Here is a 22359-nt window from a genome sequence, read left to right on the forward strand (position 1 = left end):
GCGGGTAGGCTGCCAGCATACACAGGTGACAACCCATACAGGCACCGTGAGTCTGCCCGGACACCTGCGACCCGCCCCGTAGACGGAGACTCCACGCACGCGCTTGCCGTCGGGCAGTCGATATCCGCGCAACGTCCACTTCACCCGAACGGCGAAGGCCGCGCTCGAAGCGCGGCCTTCTTCTTTGATCCGGACCGATGAATCAGCCGCGCTGGTCGATCGGCACGAACGCCTGGTCCTCGGGTCCGGTGTAGTTGGCGGACGGACGGATGATCTTGCCGTCGATGCGCTGTTCGATCACGTGCGCGCTCCAGCCGGAAGTGCGCGAGATGACGAACAGCGGGGTGAACATGTCGGTCGGCACGCCCATCATGTGGTAGCTGACCGCGCTGAACCAGTCCAGGTTCGGGAACATCTTCTTGATGTCCCACATCACCGACTCCAGACGCTCGGCGATATCGAACATGCGGGTGCTGCCCGCTTCTTCCGACAGTTCCTTCGCCACCTGCTTGATGACCTTGTTGCGTGGATCGCCGACGGTGTACACCGGATGGCCGAAGCCGATCACCACTTCCTTGCGCTCGACGCGCGCCTTGATGTCGGCCTCCGCCTCGTCCGGGCTGTCGTAGCGCTTCTGCACTTCGAACGCCACTTCGTTGGCGCCGCCGTGCTTGGGCCCGCGCAGCGCGCCGATGCCGCCGGCGATCGCGCTGTACATGTCCGAGCCGGTGCCGGCGATGACGCGACAGGTGAAGGTGGACGCGTTGAATTCATGTTCCGCGTACAGGATCAGGCTGGTGTGCATGGCGCGCACCCAGCTTTCCGGCGGCGTGGTGCCGTGCAGCAGGTGCAGGAAATGGCCGCCGATGCTGTCGTCGTCGGTTTCCACTTCGATCCGCTTGCCGTTGTAGGCGTAGTGGTACCAGTACAGCAGCATCGAACCCAGCGACGCCATCAGCTTGTCGGCGATGTCGCGCGCGCCCGGATGATTGTGGTCGTCCTTCTCCGGCTTGACGCAGCCCAGCACCGAGACGCCGGTGCGCATCACGTCCATCGGATGACTCGACGGCGGCAGCTGCTCCAGCGCGGTCTTGACCGCTGCCGGCAACCCGCGCAGCGACTTCAGCTTGGCCTTGTACGCGGCCAGCTCGGCGCGGGTCGGCAGCTTGCCGTGCACCAGCAAGTGGGCGATTTCCTCGAACTCGCTGGTGGTGGCCAGGTCGAGGATGTCGTAACCGCGGTAGGCCAGGTCGTTGCCGGTACGGCCGACGGTGCACAGCGCGGTGTTGCCGGCGGCGGTGCCGGACAGGGCGACCGACTTCTTCGGCTTGAACGCCGTGGCAGGGGTGGCTTCGCTCATGGTGGTGTCTCCCGGTTTGCGTGTAATTGGAACGCGGACAGCAGGCGTAGCGCTGCCGCGCGATGGCCGCTAGGGCGATGGCGGCACGTTGGAAGGAAAGAAGCGGCTGGGAAGCCGCGCCTGCACGCGCCGGAGGCTACCGGACATGGCGCAAGCCATGTCCGGTCCGCCGGCCGACCACGGCTGCCGACGCGGCGCGGCCAGGGTCATGGCTTGCCCGCGAACAGCGCATCGAGCTTCTGCTCGAAGGCGTGGTAGCCGATGCGGTCGTACAGTTCGTCGCGCGTCTGCATCATGTCGACGACGTTCTTCTGATGACCGTCGCGGCGGATCGCTTCGTACACGGTCTCGGCGGCCTTGTTCATTGCCCGGAACGCCGACAGCGGATACAGCTGGATCGCCACCCCGGCCGAGGCCAGTTCCTCGCGGGTGAACAGCGGCGTCTTGCCGAACTCGGTGATGTTGGCCAGCACCGGCACCTTCACCGCCTCGACGAACCGACGGTAGGTGTCGAGGTCGTAGGCAGCCTCGGCGAAGATGCCGTCGGCGCCGGCCTCGACACAGGCGATGGCGCGTTCGATTGCTGCGTCCACGCCGTCGACCTGGATCGCGTCGGTGCGCGCGATCAGGAAGAAGTCCGGGTCGGTCTTCGCATCGGCGGCTGCCTTCACCCGGTCGGCCATTTCGCCCTGCGAGACGATTTCCTTGCCGGGACGGTGGCCGCAACGCTTGGCGCCGACCTGATCCTCGATGTGGCAGGCGGCCGCGCCGGCCTTGATCAGCGACTTGACCGTGCGCTCGATGTTGAACGCGCTGGGGCCGAAGCCGGTGTCGATGTCCACCAGTAGCGGCAGGTCGCAGACATCGGTGATGCGGCGCACATCGACCAGCACGTCGTCCAGGGTGTTGATACCCAGATCCGGCAGGCCGAGCGACCCGGCGGCAACACCGCCGCCGGACAGGTAGATGGCGCGGTAGCCGGCGCGCTTGGCCAGCAGGGCGTGATTGGCGTTGATCGCGCCGATGACCTGCAGCGGGGATTCTTCGCTGAGGGCGACGCGGAATCGCGCGCCCGGGGTGGGACTGCCCATTTGCCTTGACTCCTTGATGCGGGAATGCGGCCTGCGTGACCGCAACGATAGAGGTAAGCGGAGCGACGGGCCGACCGCATTGCCCTGCCCTCCACAAGACGGTGCACAATCTGGCACCATCCGATGCATTGATCAATCTTGATGGATTCAGTCAACCTGTCGTGAACGATCCCGACTTCATCCCCGCAGCCGAAGCCTGCGAAATCCTCGGCATCAGCGCCGCCACCCTGTACGCCTATGTCAGCCGCGGATTGCTGGAATCGCGCCCCGGCCGGGACCACCGCAGCCGCGCCTACCGGCGCCTGGACGTGGAACGGCTGGCGCAGCGCAAGCGGATCGGACGCGGCGCCGCGCGTGGTGCGGCGCAAAGCCTGGACCGCGGATTGCCGGTGCTGGAAACGCGGATTTCGCTGATCCAGCCGGACGGCCCCTACTACCGCGGCCGCGCCGCCGTGGCCCTGGTCCGCGAAGGTTCGTCGCTGGAGGACACCGCGCGCCTGCTGTGGGACTGCGGCGACAGCAACCCCTTCGCCGAACCGCTGCCGGCGCACTGGCCGCAACGGGTCGCCGCCATTGCCACCGATGCCGGCCTGCCGCCGCTGGAGCGCGCCATGTCGGCCATTCCGCTGCTGGGGCTGGAGGTGCGGCATTCGTTCACTTCCTCGCAACCGGTGCGCCAGCAGATCGCCGCCCGCCTGTTGCGCCACAACGCCGCCCTGCTGGTCGCCACCCAGCCCTCGAAACAACCCGTGCACCGTTTGCTCGCCCGCCAGTGGCGCGAGGGCGATGCGCGCTTCGCCGAACTGGTCCGCGCCGCGCTGGTGCTGTGCGCCGACCATGAGCTGAACGTGTCGGCCTTCGCCGCGCGTGTGGTCGCCTCCACCGGCGCCCACCTGCATGCCACCGTCTGCAGCGGCCTGGCCGCGTTGTCCGGGCCGCGTCACGGCGCCACCACCGCGCGCGCCCATCACCTGATCCGGGCCGCGACCGAAAGCGGCGACCCGCACGACTACATTGCCCAGCGCTGGCGACACGGCGACGACCTGCCGGGTTTCCGTCACGCGCTGTATCCGGACGGCGACCCGCGTGCGGCCGAACTGCTTGCGATGCTGCGCGATGCCGGGCCGGATGCGGCACGGCTGGCGGACGTCGAGGCGGTGGTCGCCAGCGCCGAGGACGCCAGCGGGCAGCGGCCGAACATCGACTTCATGCTGGCGGCGATCTGCCATGCCTACGCCCTTCCGGCGCCGCCGGCGCTGGTGATGTTCGCTGCCGGCCGGCTGGCCGGCTGGCTGGCGCATGCGCTGGAACAGCAGGCGCTGGGACGGCTGATCCGCCCGCGCGCCAGCTATACCGGCGTGCGTCCGGGCGAAGCGGTGCCGGCGCCGGAATGAAGCGGAGCCGCGCGGCTCAGCCGCCAACGTCGGGGCCGCGCGCCAGCGCCTGCTTCACTTCCTCCAGCGCGCCCGGATCGTCCAGCGTCGACAGGTCACCAGGATCGGCACCCTGCGCCAGCGCCTGCAGCGAGCGTCGCAGCAGCTTGCCCGAGCGCGTCTTCGGCAATGCGTTGACGATGTAGACACGGGCCGGCCGCGCCACCGCGCCGAGATTGTGTTCGACTGTCTGGCGCATGCCCTTGGCCGCCTCGGCACGCGCGGCATCGTCACCGGTCTGGCGCAGGGTGGCGAATACCACCGGCACCTGCCCTTTCAGTTCGTCGCTGACGCCGATCACCGCTGCCTCGGCGACCGCGCCGTAGCTGGACACCGATTCCTCGATCTCGCGCGTGCCCAGGCGATGGCCAGCAACGTTGATGACATCGTCGGAACGGCCGAGGATGAAGGTGTAGCCGTCCTCGTCGCGGATCGCCCAGTCCAGCGAACTGTACAGCGGCTGCTTGAAATGGCCGAAATAGCCGGCGAGGAAGCGTTCGTCGTTGCCCCAGATCGTGCTCAGGCAACCCGGCGGCAATGGTGGCTCGATCACCAGCACACCCTTCTCGTGGGCGGCCGCGTCCTCGCCGGTGGTTTCGTCGATCACCCGCAGGCGGTAGCCGGGCGTCGGCAGGCCGGGCGAGCCCAGCTTGGTCGGTTTCATCTCCACGCCCGGCATCAACGACAGCACCGGCCAGCCGGTTTCGGTCTGCCAGTAGTTGTCGATGACCGGCTTGCCCAGCGCGTCCTGGATCCATTGCGCAGTCGGCTCGTCCAGCGGCTCGCCGGCCAGGAACAGGTATTGCAGCGCCGACAGGTCGTGGCGGCGGATGTAGTCGGCGTCGAACTTCTTCAGCGCCCGCACCGCGGTCGGCGAGGAGAACATCGTGCGTACCCCGTAGCGCGCGCAGATGTCCCACCACACGCCCGGATCTGGCACGGTCGGCAGGCCTTCGTACAGGATCGTCGTCGCCCCGGCCAGCAGCGGCCCGTAGACGTTGTAGGAATGCCCGACCACCCAGCCCACGTCCGAGGTGGAGAACATCACCTGCCCGGGGCCGACGTCGTAGATCATCTTCATCGACAGCATCAGCGCCACCGCATAGCCGCCAACGTCGCGCTGCACACCCTTCGGCTTGCCGGTGGTGCCCGAGGTGTACAGGATGTAGCCCGGCTCGTTGGATTCCAGCCACTGCACCGGCACGTCGGCGTTCGCGTGCGCCGTGCTGGCCGTGGCGTAATCGACATCGCGGCCCGGCGTCATCGGCGACTGCGGATCCAGCCCGCGATTGATGACCAGCACGTGCGGCGGCGGCGCCGAGGACAGTTCCAGCGCCTCGTCGACCAGCGGCTTGTACGGGATGACCTTGCCACCACGGCTGCCGGCATCGGCGCAGATCAGCAGCTTCGGCTGCGCATCGTCGATCCGCAGTGCCAGGTTGTGCGAGGCGAAGCCGCCGAACACCACCGAGTGGATCGCGCCGATGCGCGCGCAGGCCAGCATCGCCACCGCCGCTTCCACCGTGTGCGGCAGGTAGATCACCACCCGGTCGCCCTTGCCCACGTCCAGCGACTGCAGCACCGCGGCGAAGGTGTTCACCTCGCGGTACAGGTCGCGATACGTCAGTTCGCGGGTCTGCCCGGTTTCGGTGGAGACGCCGATGATGGCCAGTTGGTCGCCGCGCGCGGCCAGGTGGCGGTCGACCGCGTTGTGGCACAGATTGGTCTCGCCACCGACGAACCAGCGCCGGAACGGCGGGCGCGAGTAGTCCAGGATCTGCTTCGGCGGCGTGCGCCAGTGGATCGCCCGCGCCTGCTCGGCCCAGAAGGCCTCCGGCTGCTCGATCGAATGGCGGTAGATCGCTTCGTAGCCCATGTGTCGCCCTCCGGCTTGCGTGGCCCGGCGAGCATAGCCGCTGGCGGCAAATACCACATTGATACCTTTGTCGTACGCTGTGCCGGCGACATGCTGTGCCCGCACACCGCTATCTCCTTCCGGCACACCGGACAGGCCCCGCCCGGGCAATCTGCTTATCTACTGCGCCCTGGTCAGCCGGGGCTCGCCGGCGTCTTGACCCGTTCCCGCAACTGGAATTTCTGCACCTTGCCGGTGGTGGTACGCGGCAGCGCCCCGAACACGAAGCTCCCGGGCACCTTGAAATGAGCCATGTGCTCGCGGCAGTAGGCCTTCAGCGCATCGGCATCCAGCGAACTGCCCTCGCGCAATTCGATGAAGGCGCACGGCGTTTCGCCCCATTTCTCGTGTGGCTTGGCTACCACGGCCGCACTGAGGATCGCCGGGTGCTTGCACAGGATGTCCTCGACCTCGATTGAGGAGATGTTTTCGCCACCGGAGATGATCACGTCCTTGGAACGGTCGCGGATCTTCACGTAACCGTCCGGATACACCACCGCCAGATCACCGGTGTGGAACCAGCCACCACGAAAGGCTTCGGCCGTGGTGGAAGGATTCTTCAGATAGCCCTTCATGCTGATATTGCCGCGGAACATGATCTCGCCGATGCTGGCGCCATCGGCACGCACCTCGCGCATCGTGGCCGGATCCAGCACGCGCATGTCTTCCTGCAGAAGGCAGGCCACGCCTTGGCGACTGTTGAGTTCGGCGCGCTCATCCACCGGCAGCGACTGCCACTCCTCGCGCTGCACGCACAGCGATGCCGGGCCATAGACCTCGGTCAAGCCGTAGACATGGGTGATCTCGAACCCCATGCGTTCCATGCCCTCGATCACCGCTGCCGGCGGTGCGGCGCCCGCAATCTGGCCCTTGATGCCGGTCAGGCCCTGCTTCCACTCCTGCGGAGCCGCGGCCAGCGTGCTGTGGATGATCGGCGCGCCGCAGAAATGGGTAACCCCGTGCCCGCGCATCAATTCGAACACCTGCCGCGCATCGAACTTGCGCAGGCAGATATTGACGCCGGCCGCCGCCGCCAGCGTCCACGGAAAGCACCAGCCGTTGCAATGGAACATCGGCAGCGTCCACAGGTAGACCGGGTGTTGCGGCATCGACCAGTCGATCACGTTGGCAACCGCGTTGAGATAAGCGCCGCGATGGTGATAGACCACGCCCTTGGGGTCGCCGGTGGTGCCAGAGGTGTAGTTCAGCGTGATGGCATCCCACTCGTCGGGCGGCAGTTTCCATTCGAAGGCCGGCTCGCCGCCTTGCAGCAGTTGCTCGTATTCGATCTGGCCGATCAACTCCCCGCCTTCGGCCATCGGATCGTCTACATCCACCACCAGCAACGGACGCCTGACCCGCTTCAGGGCCTCGGCGACCACCGCCGAATGCTCGCGATCGGTGAACAGGATTTTGGCCTCGCCGTGATCCAGCATGAAGGCCAGCGCCTCCGGATCCAGACGGGTGTTCAGCGTATTCAACACCGCGCCCAGCATGGCCGGACCGAAATGCAGTTCGACCATGGCCGGCACGTTGGGCAGCATGGCAGCCACCGTGTCGCCGCGGCCGATGCCCCGCCGCTGCAATGCCGAAGCCAGTTGCCGGCATCGCGTGTAGACCTGCGACCAGGTCAGTCGGCGTTCGCCATGCACCACCGCCAGCCGCTGCGGGTGCACGGCCGCCGCCTTGCGCAGGAACGACAACGGCGACAGTGGGGTGTAATTGGCGGGGTTGCGGTCCAGGTCGGTGTCGTAGATCGACGCGGTCATTGCGGATTCCGGCATCATGCGAAAGTCGCAGGCGAGCGTACTACGCCCGCACTGCAACATGCCGCTGTACTTTCGTAGGATTGGCGCTCAGCGCGCGGCCGCCTTTCCATCGTCCGCAGCATCGCGCGCGGGCGCATTTTTCACGTAGCGATCGAACCACTCCAGCATCTCGGCGACGAAATGCTCGTTGGATTCGCGCGCCGTGTACCAGTGCGGCTCGAACGGCAGCATGACCAGCCGGGTGGTACCGCCGTTACCGCGGATCGCCTGGAACAACCTCGGCGACTGGGTCGGCTCGGTGCCCGGATTGGCGTCGTCGATGCCGTGCACCAGCAACAACGGCTCGTTGATGGTGTCGGCATGGAAAAAGGCCGATGCCGCATCGTATACCTCGGGCGCTGTCCAGAACGAACGCCGCTCGTTCTGGAAACCAAATGGCGTCAGCGTCTTGTTGTAACCACCGCTGGAGGCCACGCCGGCGCGGAACAGATCGGTGTGCGCCAGCAGGTTGGCGGCCATCAGCGCCCCGTGGCTGTGGCCGGTGACACCGATCCGGTCCGGATCGACCACGCCCAGTTCTACCGCCTTGTCCACCGCAGCCTGCGCGTTTGCGACCAACTGCTCCAGATAGGTGTCGTAGGCGTTCTTCGGGTCGCCGACGATCGGGAACGCGGCATTGTCGATGATCGCGTATCCGGCCAGCAGCAGGGTGCGGTAATTGGTCAGCCGGGTGAAGGTCTGTTCCGAACCGCTGACCTGCCCGGCCTTGGACGGGTCGGCGTAATCCAGCGGGTAGGCGTACAGGATCGCCGGTACGCGCTGGCCCGGCACGTAGCCCGGCGGGGTGTACAGGGTGAACGACAGGTCCACGCCGTCGGCACGCTTGTAACTGACCAATTGCTTCTTGATCTGCCGCACCAGCGGCGTCGGGTCGGGGAAATCCGTGACTGGCGCGAGGGTGGAAGCGAAGACCGCCTCGCCATCGGCCGCGGCGTCGAGCGGCGCGTCCAGCGTGCGCAGGAACAGGTTGGGCGGATCGTCCGGCGACTGGTGCCAGGTCAGCAGCTTGCCGGTGTCTTCGCCGGCGAAACCGACGAAGACCTCGTAAGCCGCGGCATCGCTGCGGAACAGGCGCTCGGACTTGCCGGTGGCTAGGTCATAGCGGTCCAGAAACGGACGATCACCCTGCGGCGAAGCGCCGGAACCGCTGAGGAACAGCGCGCCGTTTTCCTCGTGCAATACCCATTCGCCGTTCGGCAGCACCTTGTACTCGGGGCTGCCGGGGTCGGCGTAGCGCTCGTCCATCGACAGGTCCCACAGCACGCGCCCGGCCTGCTTCGGTCGATCCGCGTCCAGCAAGGTCGTGGTCTGCCAGTTGCGGTTGGCGTCGTACTCGGTCGCCAGCACCCGCGACCCGCTCTCGAACCAGCCCAGCCCGCCATAGCGCTGCTTCAGACGGGCGAACTCCCTGGGTTTGCTGGTAAACGGCGCGGGCAACGTCATCAACTTGTCGCGCGCCGGTACTTCGCTTTTCCAGTCGCCTCCATCCAGCGCCTTGGCCCAGACCAGGGTCGCCGGCTGATTGGCGCGCCACGAAAAACTGCGCGGGCCGGTCGGCACGCCGCGCACCGGGACCCGATCGGCCACCGGCAGGCGGGCGATCGTCTGCACCTTGCCGCTGTCCAGATCCAGCACCGACACGTCCTGCGCGAACCGGCTCCAGGTGGTGACATAGGAATACGGGCGCTGCAGCGCATTGACGCGCACGTGGCGCGCATCCGGCGCGATGTCGAGGCCGGCCAGCACCGCCGGCGCGCCGATCTTCTTCACTGCCCCGCTTGCCGTATCGACCACAGCCAGTTGCGAGGTCGCGTAATACTCGAACAGCGTTTCGTCTTCCGGACTGGACAGGGTGTCGCGCGCTTCATAGGTGCTGCTCTCGCCGCCACCGGCCGTGGTCGCGTCCTTGGTTTCCGGCCCCGGCGGCACCGCGGCACGCTGCGGCGCGGCGCCCAATGCATCCGGAAGCAGTTTCACCAGCAATTCGTCGCGCCCACCGCGCCATTGCAGCTCGCCGCCCAGGATCGTGTTGAGCCGAACCCCGTCGATGCGTCGCACGCTGCCGTCGGCCACTTGCCCGACCCACAGCTCCACCGTGCTGTCGGTGGTGTTGGCGAAGGCGAACTGCTGTCCGTCGGGCGACCAGGCCGGCTGCGAAGGACAGGCGCCTTCGGGCAGCGTCACCGGCGTTTCCTTGCCGCTGGCCACGTCCAGCAGGCTGAACCCGTCAAGGCAGGTGCGAATGCCGTAGCCATTGGAGCGGTCGTGGCGGCTGTGGTTGCGCGGTTCCACACGCACCCCGGCCAGTTTGAGATAGGGCTCGGCCACGCGCTCGATCGGCGGGTACAGCGATTGCCGGACCAGCAGCAGGGTGGTACCGGTGGGATCGATGCGCGGCGAAGGATTCAACGGTGCGCGCAACACGCCCAGCAAGGGCTCCGGCGGCTGTTTGTAACCGCCTTCGGTGGCGCCGGCGACAACGGCCGGCAGGCAGAGCAAGGCGAACGTCAAGACGAATCGGCGCGACTTCATCGGCATTTCCATACGGAACGGAAGGAAGCCGGAAGCTATCACAGCACGAAAAAAACGGGGCGACCCGAAAGTCACCCCGCCATGGGACTCGCCGGAATGACGGAACGATCAGCCCAGCAGATGAGCCACGCCGCTGCGCTCTTCTTCCAGTTCGGCCAGGGTCTTGTCCATCGCGGCACGGCTGAAGTCGTCGACCGGCAGGCCTTCGATGCGGGTGTACTCGCCGTTGGCGCAGGTCACCGGCACCCCGTAGATGATGCCTTCGGGGATGCCGTAGCTACCGTCGGACGGCACGCCCATCGTCACCCACTTGCCGTCGGTACCCAGCACCCAGTCGTGGACGTGGTCGATGGCGGCATTGGCGGCCGAGGCGGCCGAAGACAGGCCACGCGCTTCGATGATCGCCGCGCCGCGCTTGCCGACCTTGGGGATGAAGTCGTTGGCGTTCCAGTCGTCGTCGCCGATCTTGTCCTTCAGCGAGGCGCCATCGACGGTGGCGAAGCGGTAGTCGGGGTACATGGTCGGGCTGTGGTTGCCCCACACCACCATCTTCTCGATGTCGCCCACCGCCACTCCAGCCTTGGCGGCCAGCTGCGACAGCGCGCGGTTGTGGTCCAGGCGCAGCATGGCGGTGAAGTTCTTCGCCGGCAGGTCCGGCGCCGACTTCATCGCGATGTAGGCGTTGGTGTTGGCCGGGTTGCCGACCACCAGCACCTTGACGTCGCGGCTGGCGACCTTGTTCAGCGCCGCGCCCTGGGCGGTGAAGATCTTGGCGTTTTCCAGCAGCAGGTCCTTGCGCTCCATGCCGGGGCCGCGCGGACGCGCACCGACCAGCAGGGCGACGTCGGCATCCTTGAACGCCACTTCCGGATCGTCGGTGCCGACCATGCCGGCCAGCAGCGGGAACGCGCAGTCTTCCAGCTCCATCATCACGCCCTTCAGCGCGGCCTGGGCCTTCTCCATCGGCAACTCCAGCAGCTGCAGGATGACCGGCTGGTCCTTGCCGAGCATTTCGCCGGAAGCGATGCGGAACAGCAGAGCATAGCCGATCTGGCCGGCGGCGCCGGTCACGGCAACACGAACGGGGGCTTTCATCTACGGGATCTCCTGAGGGGAACGGTGCGGACACGGCTCCGACGACGATCCGCGTCCGGGAAATGCGGTCTGCGATTTTATCACGCGCGCCGGTGCCGGCCGGTTACACCAAAGTCGATGACGCCCGGCTCTCGGCCGGGCGCCGGGGCGCGGAACGGCGGCGGTTCAGGCCGACAGGGCCCGGTTCCACTCGGCCACGCGGTCGGCCTTCGCAGCCAGCACGGCATCGGCATCGCCTTCGATCACCACCGACTCGATGGTGTCGCCCTGGGCCACGCTGTCGACCACGTCCAGGCCTTCGAGCACCTTGCCGAACACGGTGTGACGACCGTCCAGCCACGGAGTGGCGACGTGGGTGATGAAGAACTGGCTGCCGTTGGTGTTGGGACCGGCGTTGGCCATCGACAGCACGCCGCGCTCGTGAGCCACACCGTTGCCGGTCTCGTCCTCGAAGCGATAGCCGGGACCGCCGGTGCCGGTGCCGTTGGGACAACCGCCCTGGATCATGAAGTCGGCGATCACGCGATGGAAGTTCAGGCCATTGTAGAAACCGCGCTTGGCCAGGTTGACGAAGTTGGCCACGGTCAGCGGCGCCTTGTCGGCCAGCAGTTCGATCTTGATCGGGCCGCGGGAGGTGTTGAAGGTGGCGGTCAGGGACATGCGGACATCCGGGGAGTGGAAAACGGGCGCCACCCTACCACGAACCCGCGCCCTTCCCCGGCCTGCGGGAAAGGGGCGGAACCACGGTCGGGCCGTTCAGACCGGCTCGTCGGCCTTCATGCCCTGATGATAGGTGGTGTAGACGATCACCGGAATCTGCAGGTCGCCCAGGGCCTCTTCCAGTAGCGGCCGCACCTGTTCCCACTCCAGGCCGCCGACCCCGGTCGCCAGCCGCGGCAGGGCCAGGCTGCGGAAGCCTTCCGATTCGACCTCGGCGCGCAGCGCCTTCAAGGCGTGGCGGACGTTCTGCAGGCTGGCCCGGCCGGGCGTTCCGCCGTGGCGGGATTCGCCCTCGTCCTGGGTGAACAGGCTGACCACGTAGCGGCCGTCGGCCCCGGCCCAGGTCCACAGGCCGCCCGCCGAGGGGTGGGTCTGCTGGCAGTAGTGGCGGAAATCCTTGTACAGCGCCGGCGAATGCTCGCGCAGGGCCAGTGCCAGACCGGAATGGAAGTTGTCGTTGGGGGCCACGCCATGGGCGATGGCGTGGGCCTGGCTCAGCAGGATGTCGCCGCTGACTTCATGGATCATGGGAGCTTGCCTCGTTGCGTTCAGGATGCGGGTATTCTGCCCGCCGGTCGGCCCGTTCGTCCTTGTCCCCAGTCATCGCCCGGACGGCGGTCGCGGCGTATAATTGGCAGTCATCCCCAACACCTTTCGGCCGCCCGCCGGCGCGGCCCTGCCTTCCCCATGTCCATCGAGAACCTGCGCAACATCGCCATCGTCGCCCACGTCGACCATGGCAAGACCACCCTTGTCGATTGCCTGCTGAAGCAGTCCGGCACCTTTTCCGAACGCACCGTGCTGGCCGAGCGGGTGATGGACAGCAACGACCAGGAAAAGGAACGCGGTATCACCATCCTGGCCAAGAACACCGCCATCACCTGGCAGGGCAACCGCATCAACATCGTCGACACCCCCGGCCACGCCGATTTCGGCGGCGAGGTCGAGCGCGTGCTGTCGATGGTGGACACGGTGCTGATCCTGGTCGATGCGATGGACGGGCCGATGCCGCAGACCCGCTTCGTAACCCAGAAGGCCTTCGCGATGGGCTTCAAGCCGGTCGTGGTGGTCAACAAGATCGACCGCCCCGGCGCGCGCCCGGACTGGGTCGTCGAGCAGGTCTGGGACCTGTTCGACCGTCTCGGCGCCAGCGACGAGCAGATGGATTTCCCGATCGTCTACGCCTCGGCGCTGAACGGTTATGCCAGCCTCGACCCGGAAGCCCGTTCCGGCGACATGACGCCGCTGTACCAAGCGATCATGCAGCACACGCCGAAGCCCGACGTGGACCCCGAAGGCCCGTTCCAGATGCGCATCAGCCAGCTGGACTACAGCAGCTTCGTCGGCGTGATCGGCATCGGCCGCATCCAGCGCGGCACGCTGAAGAAGAACATGCCGGTGACGGTGATCGACCGCGAAGGCAAGAAGCGCCAGGGCAAGGTGTTGCAGGTGCTGGGCTTCCTGGGCCTGGAACGGATCGAACAGGAAACCGCCGAGGCCGGCGACATCGTGGCCATCTCCGGCATCCAGGAGCTGACCATTTCCGACACGGTCTGCGCGCTGGACGCGCCCGAAGCGCTGCCGGCGCTGACGGTGGACGAGCCGACCATCAGCATGACCTTCCAGGTGAACAACTCGCCGTTCGCCGGCAACAAGGACCTGTCGGGCGGCAAGTTCCTGACCAGCCGCCAGCTGAAGGAGCGCCTGGAGCGCGAGACCGTGCACAACGTGGCACTGAAGGTCGAGCAGCTGGAGGACGCGGACAAGTTCCTGGTCTCGGGCCGCGGCGAGCTGCACCTGTCGGTGCTGATCGAGAACATGCGCCGCGAAGGCTACGAACTGGCGGTGTCGCGCCCGGAAGTGATCATCAAGGAGATCGACGGCCAGCTGATGGAGCCGATCGAACAACTGGTGGTCGACGTGGAGGAAATCCACCAGGGCGGCGTGATGGAGAAACTGGGCACGCGCAAGGCGCAGCTGAAGAACATGGAGCCCGACGGCAAGGGCCGCGTGCGTCTGGACTACGAAATCCCGGCGCGCGGCCTGATCGGCTTCCAGAACGAGTTCAAGACGCTCACGCAGGGTTCCGGCCTGCTGTTCCATGTGTTCGACCACTACGGCCCGAAGGAACAGGGCGCTATCGCCAAGCGCCTGAACGGCGTAATGATCGCCAATGCGCCGGGCGCCACCCCGGCCTACTCGCTCGGCCCGCTGCAGGAACGCGGCAAGCTGTTCGCCGCCGAAGGCGACAACGTGTACGAAGGCCAGTTGGTCGGCATCCATGCCAAGGACAACGACCTGACCGTCAACGCGATCAAGACCAAGCCGCTGACCAACATGCGCGCCTCGGGCAAGGACGATGCGATCCAGCTGACGCCGGCAATCAAGTTCTCGCTGGAACAGGCGCTGGACTTCATCGACGACGACGAGCTGGTCGAGATCACGCCGAAGGAAATCCGCCTGCGCAAGAAGCTGCTGACCGAAAGCGACCGCAAGCGCGCCTCGCGCGCGGCCTGATCGCCCGGGACGCATGCCGCGCCGTCCCTACGACCCGGATCCGCACGCGCATCCGGGGCTGCATGTTCTGGCCGTGTTCGAACTGGCCAAGGGCGTGCTGGCCGCGATCGCCGCCGCCAGCCTGGAAGTGCTGGGTCCGGAACCGATCCGGCGCGCAGTCGCTGCGCTGATCGCGCACTTCAATCTGGACCCGGAGCACGGCGCGCTGCCGGCGCTGCTGAACCTGATCTCGCCGCAGGCGGTGCATCTGGCCGTGGCCGTGGTCGCGCTGTATGCGCTGTGGCGTCTGGTCGAAGCCTGGGGACTGTGGCGCGCCAAAGCCTGGGCCTCGTGGCTAGGCTGCGTCGGCACGGCGCTGTACCTGCCGCTGGACGGCTATGCCCTGTATCGCCACCCGGGCTGGCACGCCGCCGCGGTGGTGGCAATCAACCTGCTGGTGGTCTGGGTGCTGGCGCGCGACCTGATCCGCCGCCATGCCGCGTTTTCAACATGACACGGATCGGCTTGCAGGCCGCGAGCCTGCTGCGTAGCCTGTCCGACTGGCATCCACGGAACCCTTCGATGCGACCGTTCGTCCTGCTGCCGCTGGTTGTGTGCGTCGCGCTTGCCGCCTGCAAGCCGCAGACGCCACCGGCGCCGACGCAACAGGCGCAGGATGCCCCGCCGCCGCCGGCTGCGCCGGAAACCGAATCGCCGACCGATTTCGTCTACGCCGAACTGGATATCGCCGACCTGCAGGCGCGCATGCAGCGCGGCGAACTGGACAGCCGCACCCTGACCCAGGCCTATCTCGACCGCATCGCCGCCGTCGATCAGGCCGGGCCACAACTGCACGCGGTCATCGAGGTCAATCCCGACGCGATGAAGGAAGCCACCCTGCGCGACACCGAGCGCCGTACCGGCGCGATACGCGGACCGTTGCATGGCATTCCGATCCTGCTGAAGGACAACATCGGCGCGGTGCCGATGGCCAACTCGGCCGGCTCGCTGGCGCTGAAGGATTTCCGCCCGACGCAGGATGCCTTCCTGGTCAAGCGCCTGCGCGAGGCCGGCGCGGTGATCCTGGGCAAGACCAATCTCAGCGAATGGGCCAACTTCCGTTCCACCCATTCGATTTCCGGCTGGAGCGCGCGTGGCGGGCAGACCCGCAATCCGTATGTGCTGGACCGCAACCCCTGCGGCTCCAGTTCCGGCAGCGCGGTCGCGGTTTCGGCCAACCTGGCGGTGGCGGCCATCGGCACCGAAACCGACGGCAGCATCATCTGTCCGGCCGCGGTGAACGGCGTGGTCGGCCTGAAGCCGAGCGTCGGCCTGGTCAGCCGCGACGGCATCATCCCGATCTCCTTCAGCCAGGACACGGCCGGCCCGATCACCCGCAGCGTGGCCGACGCCGCCCTGCTGCTGGGCGTGCTGGCCGGGCGCGACCCCGACGATCCGGCCAGTCTCAACGCCGCCTGGAACATCGCCCTGGACTACCCCTCGCGGCTGCGGCCCGAAGGCCTGCGCGGCGCCCGCATCGGCCTGCTGCACAACCGCCTGTCGGATACGCCGGACATCCGCATCGCCATGCAGCATGTCGTGCAGACCCTGCGCGACGCCGGCGCCACCGTGGTCGACGCGAGCATCGCCACCGACGGCCAGTGGAACGACGACGAAGAACAGGTGCTGCTGTACGAATTCAAGGCCGGACTGGAGCGCTACCTGCAGCGCCACGATGCACCGCTGCAGACCCTGAGCCAGTTGATCGGTTACAACGCGCAGTACCCGGAGTCGGAAATGCCGCATTTCGGCCAGGAACTGTTCGAACTGGCCAACACCAAGGGCGGATTGGGCGAGCGCGAATACACCTCGGCGCGCGCGCGCGCGCGGCGGCTGGCCGGTCCGGAAGGGATCGACGCGGCATTGCAGGCGCAGCAGCTGGACGCGCTGATCGCCCCGGCCACCGGCCCGGCCTGGGTGACCGATCCGGCCGCGGGCGACCGTTTCCCCGGGGCCGGCTATGGCGCCGCCGCGGTGGCCGGCTACCCCAGCCTGACCGTGCCGATGGGTTACAGCAACGGCCTGCCGCTCGGGGTCGTATTCATGGGCCCCGCCTGGAGCGAGCCGCGCCTGATCGAGCTGGGTTACGCCTACGAACAACTGACCCGGGCCCGCAAGCCGCCGGAATACCTGCCCACCCTGCCGGCCCGGAACGTGACCGCTGCCACGTCTGCGGACGCTGCCGGCGCGCCTCCCGGCTCGCATTAGGCGTAGGATGTCCGTGCTGATACGCATTCGGGGATGATGCGTGGGGAAGGAGACCGGGCAAAGCTCCAGACCACACCTGCCGCCCGCGCGCAAACCCGCGCCGGACAAGCGGCTGCGGTTGCTCAAGACGCTGGCATGGGCCGTGCTGTTGCTGTGCGCGACATTGTCGGCCTGGTTCGGACGGATCGCCTACGAGCAGGCGATCGCCGCCGAGCACGCGCGTTTCGAGTCGACCGCCAACCGCATCGCTACCGCCCTGCTCACCCGGATGCGCGCCTACGAAGACAGCGTGCGCGCCGCGGCCAACGTGCTCGAGGCGCGGCCGGACATGCGGCAGGACGAATTCGCCCGTTTCATCGGCGGACTGGCCGTTCCCAATCAGGATGCGGGCATGCACGGCCTCGGCTTCGCCCGCCATGTCAGCACTGCCGACCTGCCCGCCTACCTGCAGGCACAACGGAACGTGCGTGGTCCCGACTACCGCATCCGGCCGGCGGGCGAGCGCGACGAATACAACGTCATCGACTTGATCTATCCCGAGCAGCCGGGCGTGTCGGCCCTGCTCGGCCTCGACGTTTCCGCCGATGCGAGCCGCCGCCAGGCCCAGCATGCGGCGCGCGACAGCGGCAACATCGCGATCGCACATACGGTACGTCTGCAGGATTCCGCCCGTGGTCCGGCAGGCATGGAGGGTTTCCTGCTCTACGTGCCGGTCTACGACTCGCGCCAGTCCCTGCCGCAATCCGCGGCCGAACGCCGCGCCGCCCTTCGCGGCTACGCCTCCGCGGGCTTCGGCTGGGACAGCGTCATGCAGTCGATCCTGGACGAGAACGACGCCGGACTCTCGGTCGAACTGGTCATGCTCGACTCGACGCCCGTCACCGCCTACATCAATCAAGGCCATGCTGCCGCCTGGCGCCTCGACCATGCCGAGCGACTGGATCGCGCGCTGGAATTCTTCGGCCGGCACTGGTCGCTGCACATCGGCTCGCGCGCAGGCCTGGCCGATGTCCCGGGCATCGGCATGATCCTGGCCCTGGTCTGCGCCGGCACCCTGTTCGGCCTGCTGCTGTTCGTGCTGCTGCAGAACCTGGCACGTGCCGAACTGCGCAGCCGTTCGTTGCTCGATGCGGTCGCCGACAACCTGCCGGCGCTGATCGCCTATATCGGCCGCGATGGTCGCTATGTCTACACCAACCGCGCCAGCCACGACTGGTTCGACTCGGGCGAGGACTGGATCGGGAAATCGCCGCAACAGGTCAATGCAAGCAACCCGACGTTCCTTTCGGAACTGTCCGAACGGATCGACGGCGACCAATCGCTGCACGGGCCGGTACTTTGGGAGACCGAGATCGGAGATCCACCGCGCCCGGTTCAAGCCTGTCTGGTCAGTCGCCTGCACGGCAGCGGTCGCACCACCGGCTGGTATCTGATGGCCAACGACATCAGCGAACAGCGCCGCGCCTATCGCGAACTGACCACCGCGCGCGACCGCCTGCGCCGGGTGACCGACGAACTGCCGGCCGTGGTACTGCAATGCCGCGACGATGAAGTGCTGGTGTTCCACAACCGCGCCTGCACCGAGTTGCGCAGCTGGAACGCACAGGCGCCCGGGGAACGCACGCTGCGCGACCTGCTCGGCGAGCGCATGTACGCGCGTCATCGCGAGCACATCCGTGCCGCGCTGGCCGGAACCGGGGTGGATTTCGAGGACGAATTCGACACCGTGGACGGCATCCGCCGGATGCACGTGTACTACACGCCGTATCTGGACGAAGCCAGCGACGTCGTCGGCCTGCTGATGCTCGCCACCGACATCAGCGAGCGGGTACGTCTGGAGAACGAACTCTACGACGTCAATACGCGCGCCCAGGTCACCCTGAATTCGATCCGCGAAGCGGTGATCGTGATGGACAACGAATCACGCGTCAGCTACCTGAACCCTGCCGCCGAAAAGCTCAGCGGCTGGAACCGCGACGAAGCGCTGATGCAATCTTCCGATCTGGTCATCCCGCTGGAAGTCGTGCGCGACGAGCACGACGACAGCCTGCAGATTCCCGGCGCCGCGTCGCTGATCGACCATGAGCTGGTACGGCGCGACGGCTTGCGCATCCCGGTCGAGATATCCCATTCGCCGCTGCTCGACCGCGACGACAAGGTCGTCGGTTCGGTGATCGTCCTGCGCGACATCAGCGAAGCCCGCGCGCTCAGCGCGCGGATGAGCCACCTAGCCCTGCACGACGACCTGACCTCGCTGCCCAACCGCCTGCAGCTCAACCAGAATCTCACCCACTCGATCGCCACGGCATCGCGCAGCGGTGAGCTGCTTGCCGTGCTGTTCATCGATCTGGACCTGTTCAAGCATGTCAACGATGCCCTGGGACACCAGATCGGCGACCAGCTGTTGCAGCAGGTCGCGCGGCGGATCCGCCAGGCCATCGATGCTTCCGGCAATGTCTACCGCACCGGCGGCGACGAATTCGTGGTCGTGCTCGACTCGGTGGCCTCGCGTGACGACGTGCAATCGGTCGCCGATGCGCTGCTGGAGTTGAGCTCGCGCCCGTACACCGTGTCCTCGCACGAACTGCACCAGGCCTTCAGCATCGGCATCAGCCTGTATCCCGACGACGGCCACGACGCGGCTACGCTGATGATGCGCGCCGATGCGGCGATGTACCTGGCCAAGCGCAGCGGTCGCAATGCGTCCCGCTTCCATACCCGCGAGCTGGCCGCCAGCGCGGATGCGCGCATCGAGCTGGAGAACAGCCTGCGCCGCGGCTTGCGTGCCGGCGAACTGCTGCTGCACTACCAGCCGCACGTGGATCGTCGCAGCGGGTGCATCGTCGCCGCCGAAGCGCTCAGCCGCTGGCAACGCAACAACCACATCCTGCTGCCGCAGGAATTCCTGCCGATCGCCGAGGAAACCAACTTGATCGTCGACATCGATCGCTGGGCGATCGCCGCGGCCTGCCGGCAGAACCGCATCTGGCAGCAGTCGGGCCTGCCGCCGATCCGCGTTTCGGTTAATGTCGCCGCCGCCAACTTCGATTCCGACGACCTGGTCGACGTGGTCGCTGCCGCGCTGCGCGACAGCGACCTGGCGCCCGAATACCTCGAACTGGAAGTCACCGAAACCACGATCATGCGCGACGTGCAACGTACCGACCGCATCCTGCGGGCGCTGAAGGCGCTGGGCGTGCGCATCGCCATTGACGACTTCGGCACCGGCTTCTCCAGCCTCAGCTATCTGGGCAACTACGGGTTCGACGTGCTGAAGATCGACCAGTCCTTCGTCCGCGACATCGCCGACCCCAGCCAGGCAGCGATCACCCGCGCCATCATTGGCCTGGCCGAGCAGCTGGATTGCCGGACCATCGCCGAGGGCGTGGAAACGCAGCGGCAGGCCGCCTGGCTGGCCAGGACCGGCTGCGACGAAATGCAGGGCTATCTGTTCAGCCCGCCGCTGCCGGCATCGGAATTCGCCCGCCTGCTGGCCCGCGGCACCAGCTGGATGATTCCGAGGGCGGTCGACCTCGGCGAAGGATGACGCGCTTCGGGGGCGGTGCGCTTCAGCGCCCGGACAGCGGCGTGCGCTGGCCCTGCTTGCGGACGATGCTCATCGCGATTTCCAGCGACTGTTCGTAGTTCAGCCGCGGATCGACGGTCGAACGATACGCGCGCTCCAGATCGATATCGGTCAGCTCGCGCGCACCGCCGGTGCATTCGGTGACGTCCTCGCCGGTCAGCTCCAGGTGTACGCCGCCCAGGCGCGTGCCGGCGGCAGCATGCAGATCGAACGACTGCTCGACTTCGCCGCGTATGTTGTCGAAACGCCGCGTCTTGTAGCCGTTGCTGGTGCTCTCGGTGTTGCCATGCATCGGGTCGCACACCCACAGCACGCGACGGCCGTCACGGCGCACGGCTTCCAGCAGCGGCGGCAGCTTGTCGGCGATCTGCGCCGCGCCCATCCGGTGGATAAAGGTCAACCGTCCCGGCTCGTCGTCCGGGTTCAGCACGTCGATCAGCCGCAGCAGCTGGTCCGGCGCCACCGAAGGCCCGACCTTCAGCGCGATCGGGTTGCGCACCCCGCGCAGGTACTCCACGTGCGCGCCGTCGACCGCCGCGGTGCGCATGCCGATCCACGGGTAATGCGTGCTCAGGTTGAACCAACCCCACTGCCGCGGCACTTCGCGGGTCAGCCCTTCCTCGTACGGCAGCAGCAGCGCTTCGTGCGAAGTGTAGAAGTCGATCCGGTTCAGGTTGTGCACTTCCGAACCGGACAGGGTTTCCATGAAGTGCACGGCATCGCTGATCGAGCCGACCATCTGCTGGTACTCGCCGGCGTTGGGCGAGTAGTCCATCCAGCTCAGGTTCCAGTATTCCGGGTGATGCAGGTCGGCGAATCCACCGTCAATCAGCGCGCGCACGAAGTTCATCGTCATTGCCGAGCGCGCGTGCGCCTTGATCATCCTGCGCGGATCCGGCAACCGCGCTTCCTCGGTGAACTCGGGACGGTTGACCAGGTCGCCGCGATAGCTGGGCAGGGTCACGCCGTCGCGGGTTTCGTTGTCGGCCGAACGCGGCTTGGCGTACTGCCCGGCAAAACGCCCGACCCGCACCACCGGCAGGCGCAGGCCATGCACCAGCACCAGGCTCATCTGCAGCAGTACTTTCAATCGGTTGGTGATCAGGCCCGATTCGCAATCGCCGAAGCTCTCGGCGCAATCGCCGCCTTGCAGCAGGAAACGCTTGCCCTCCTGTGCCTCGGCCAGTTGCTGCTTCAGCGAAAAGATCTCCCACGAGGTCACCAGCGGCGGCAGCCGGCGCAATTCGGCCAGCGCCGATTCCAGCGCTTCGGGATCGGGATAGGTCGGCATCTGCAGCGCCGGCCGCGCGCGCCACGAATCCGGCGCCCAGTCGGCGGGCAGGTTCACGGCATGGAGGTTGCGATCGCTGCTGCTCATCCGGAGTGTCCTCGAAGTGGGCGCCATGGTGCCAGACCCGGCCGCGACGCTCCAAATGCCGTTACCGCTGCAACGGCCGCGGCTTCCAGGCGGCATATATCGCCCAGGCCGCCAACAGCACGAACCAGACCAGACTCCAGCCGGGCATGGTCAGACCCAGGAAGGTCCAGTCGATCGTGCCGCAGCTTCCGGTGGCGGTCATGACCTGACGGACCGCTTCCAGCCAACCGACGCTCTCGCCGAGGAAACCCAGCGGCGCACCGCAGCTGACCATGTCGTCCGCCGGCAGGCTCTGGATCCACACATGGCGTGCGGCAATCCAGATACCGACCACCGACACCAGCAGCGCGGCAATGCCGTAGCCACGTCTGGCCTTCGGTCCACGCGGCGCATGCAACCCGCCGACCAGTAGCACCAGACCCAGCGCCGCGAACGCCAGCCGCTGCAGGATGCAGAGATTGCACGGCTGCAGCCCATCGTGCAGCTGGGTCCAGATCGCATAGCCGATCAGGCCGACGCAAGCGAGGAAGCCGAGCAGGAACTGGGTACGGAACGACCAGCGGAATGGATTCACGGCAAAGGCCAACTCAAGAGAATCCCTGCATTATCCCCGGCCACGCTATACAAGGCCAATCGAGGATTCCTGACCACGGAAA

General features: G+C 67.0%; 15 protein-coding genes. 5 read left to right on the forward strand and 10 right to left on the reverse strand.

What is annotated here, in order from left to right; translation table 11 throughout:
• Nucleotides 1-202: 202 nt before the first annotated feature.
• Together prpC and prpB are read right to left on the reverse strand one after the other, a co-directional pair.
• The gene (gene prpC, locus CSC70_RS11610) at nt 203-1360 is read right to left on the reverse strand and encodes a bifunctional 2-methylcitrate synthase/citrate synthase (protein ID WP_162456785.1); all 1158 of its coding nucleotides are present in this window, start codon (nt 1358-1360) and stop codon (nt 203-205) included.
• A 206-nt stretch (nt 1361-1566) separates the two neighbouring features.
• Entirely contained in the window at nt 1567-2451 is an 885-nt protein-coding gene (prpB, locus tag CSC70_RS11615; protein ID WP_162456786.1) for a methylisocitrate lyase, read from the reverse strand.
• 161 nt (nt 2452-2612) lie between these two features.
• Here prpB and CSC70_RS11620 point away from each other — a divergent pair, with 161 nt between their 5' ends.
• On the forward strand, nt 2613-3845 hold the full coding sequence (locus CSC70_RS11620) for a citrate synthase family protein (RefSeq protein WP_162456787.1): 1233 nt from the start codon (nt 2613-2615) through the stop codon (nt 3843-3845).
• Nucleotides 3846-3861: 16 nt separating this feature from the next.
• On the opposite strand, the gene prpE is transcribed toward CSC70_RS11620, so the two are convergent.
• The 6 genes from prpE to CSC70_RS11650 all read right to left on the reverse strand — a co-directional run bounded on the left by prpE (nt 3862) and on the right by CSC70_RS11650 (nt 12503).
• Nucleotides 3862-5760 (reverse strand): propionate--CoA ligase, encoded by a 1899-nt coding sequence (prpE, locus tag CSC70_RS11625; protein ID WP_162456788.1) that lies wholly within the window; start codon nt 5758-5760, stop codon nt 3862-3864.
• A gap of 173 nt (nt 5761-5933) precedes the next feature.
• Complete coding sequence (locus tag CSC70_RS11630; RefSeq protein ID WP_162456789.1) at nt 5934-7568, reverse strand: acyl-CoA synthetase; 1635 nt, start codon at nt 7566-7568, stop codon at nt 5934-5936.
• Nucleotides 7569-7655: 87 nt separating this feature from the next.
• Nucleotides 7656-10166: a S9 family peptidase gene (locus CSC70_RS11635; RefSeq protein WP_425501578.1), complete on the reverse strand. Its 2511-nt coding sequence runs from the start codon at nt 10164-10166 to the stop codon at nt 7656-7658.
• Nucleotides 10167-10268: 102 nt separating this feature from the next.
• Nucleotides 10269-11255, reverse strand: coding sequence for a malate dehydrogenase (locus CSC70_RS11640; RefSeq protein ID WP_162456791.1), 987 nt, complete (start codon nt 11253-11255; stop codon nt 10269-10271).
• Between the two features lie 165 nt (nt 11256-11420).
• Nucleotides 11421-11915, reverse strand: a complete 495-nt coding sequence (locus CSC70_RS11645; RefSeq protein WP_162456792.1) for a peptidylprolyl isomerase — start codon at nt 11913-11915, stop codon at nt 11421-11423.
• 96 nt (nt 11916-12011) lie between these two features.
• Nucleotides 12012-12503 carry a macro domain-containing protein gene (locus tag CSC70_RS11650; protein WP_162456793.1) on the reverse strand — a complete coding sequence of 164 codons (492 nt, stop codon included), beginning with the start codon at nt 12501-12503 and terminating at the stop codon, nt 12012-12014.
• A gap of 159 nt (nt 12504-12662) precedes the next feature.
• On the opposite strand from CSC70_RS11650, the gene typA reads away from it, so the two are divergent.
• The 4 genes from typA (at nt 12663) to CSC70_RS11670 (ending at nt 20286) form a co-directional block, all read left to right on the forward strand.
• Nucleotides 12663-14492, forward strand: a complete 1830-nt coding sequence (gene typA / locus CSC70_RS11655; RefSeq protein ID WP_162456794.1) for a translational GTPase TypA — start codon at nt 12663-12665, stop codon at nt 14490-14492.
• A gap of 13 nt (nt 14493-14505) precedes the next feature.
• Complete coding sequence (locus CSC70_RS11660) at nt 14506-14985, forward strand: DUF2127 domain-containing protein (RefSeq protein WP_162456795.1); 480 nt, start codon at nt 14506-14508, stop codon at nt 14983-14985.
• Nucleotides 14986-15071: 86 nt separating this feature from the next.
• Nucleotides 15072-16739 carry an amidase gene (locus CSC70_RS11665; RefSeq protein ID WP_425501582.1) on the forward strand — a complete coding sequence of 556 codons (1668 nt, stop codon included), beginning with the start codon at nt 15072-15074 and terminating at the stop codon, nt 16737-16739.
• Nucleotides 16740-16779: 40 nt separating this feature from the next.
• The gene (locus CSC70_RS11670; RefSeq protein WP_162456797.1) at nt 16780-20286 is read left to right on the forward strand and encodes a bifunctional diguanylate cyclase/phosphodiesterase; all 3507 of its coding nucleotides are present in this window, start codon (nt 16780-16782) and stop codon (nt 20284-20286) included.
• Nucleotides 20287-20308: 22 nt separating this feature from the next.
• Here the strand turns inward: CSC70_RS11670 and CSC70_RS11675 are convergent, their stop codons facing one another.
• Nucleotides 20309-21703, reverse strand: coding sequence for a class II 3-deoxy-7-phosphoheptulonate synthase (locus CSC70_RS11675; RefSeq protein WP_162456798.1), 1395 nt, complete (start codon nt 21701-21703; stop codon nt 20309-20311).
• Between the two features lie 61 nt (nt 21704-21764).
• Nucleotides 21765-22277 carry a disulfide bond formation protein B gene (locus CSC70_RS11680; RefSeq protein ID WP_162456799.1) on the reverse strand — a complete coding sequence of 171 codons (513 nt, stop codon included), beginning with the start codon at nt 22275-22277 and terminating at the stop codon, nt 21765-21767.
• Between the last annotated feature and the right edge of the window lie 82 nt (nt 22278-22359).

Origin of the sequence: Pseudoxanthomonas kalamensis DSM 18571 (assembly GCF_010211745.1) — a bacterium.
In the GTDB taxonomy this organism is placed as follows: domain Bacteria; phylum Pseudomonadota; class Gammaproteobacteria; order Xanthomonadales; family Xanthomonadaceae; genus Pseudoxanthomonas_A; species Pseudoxanthomonas_A kalamensis.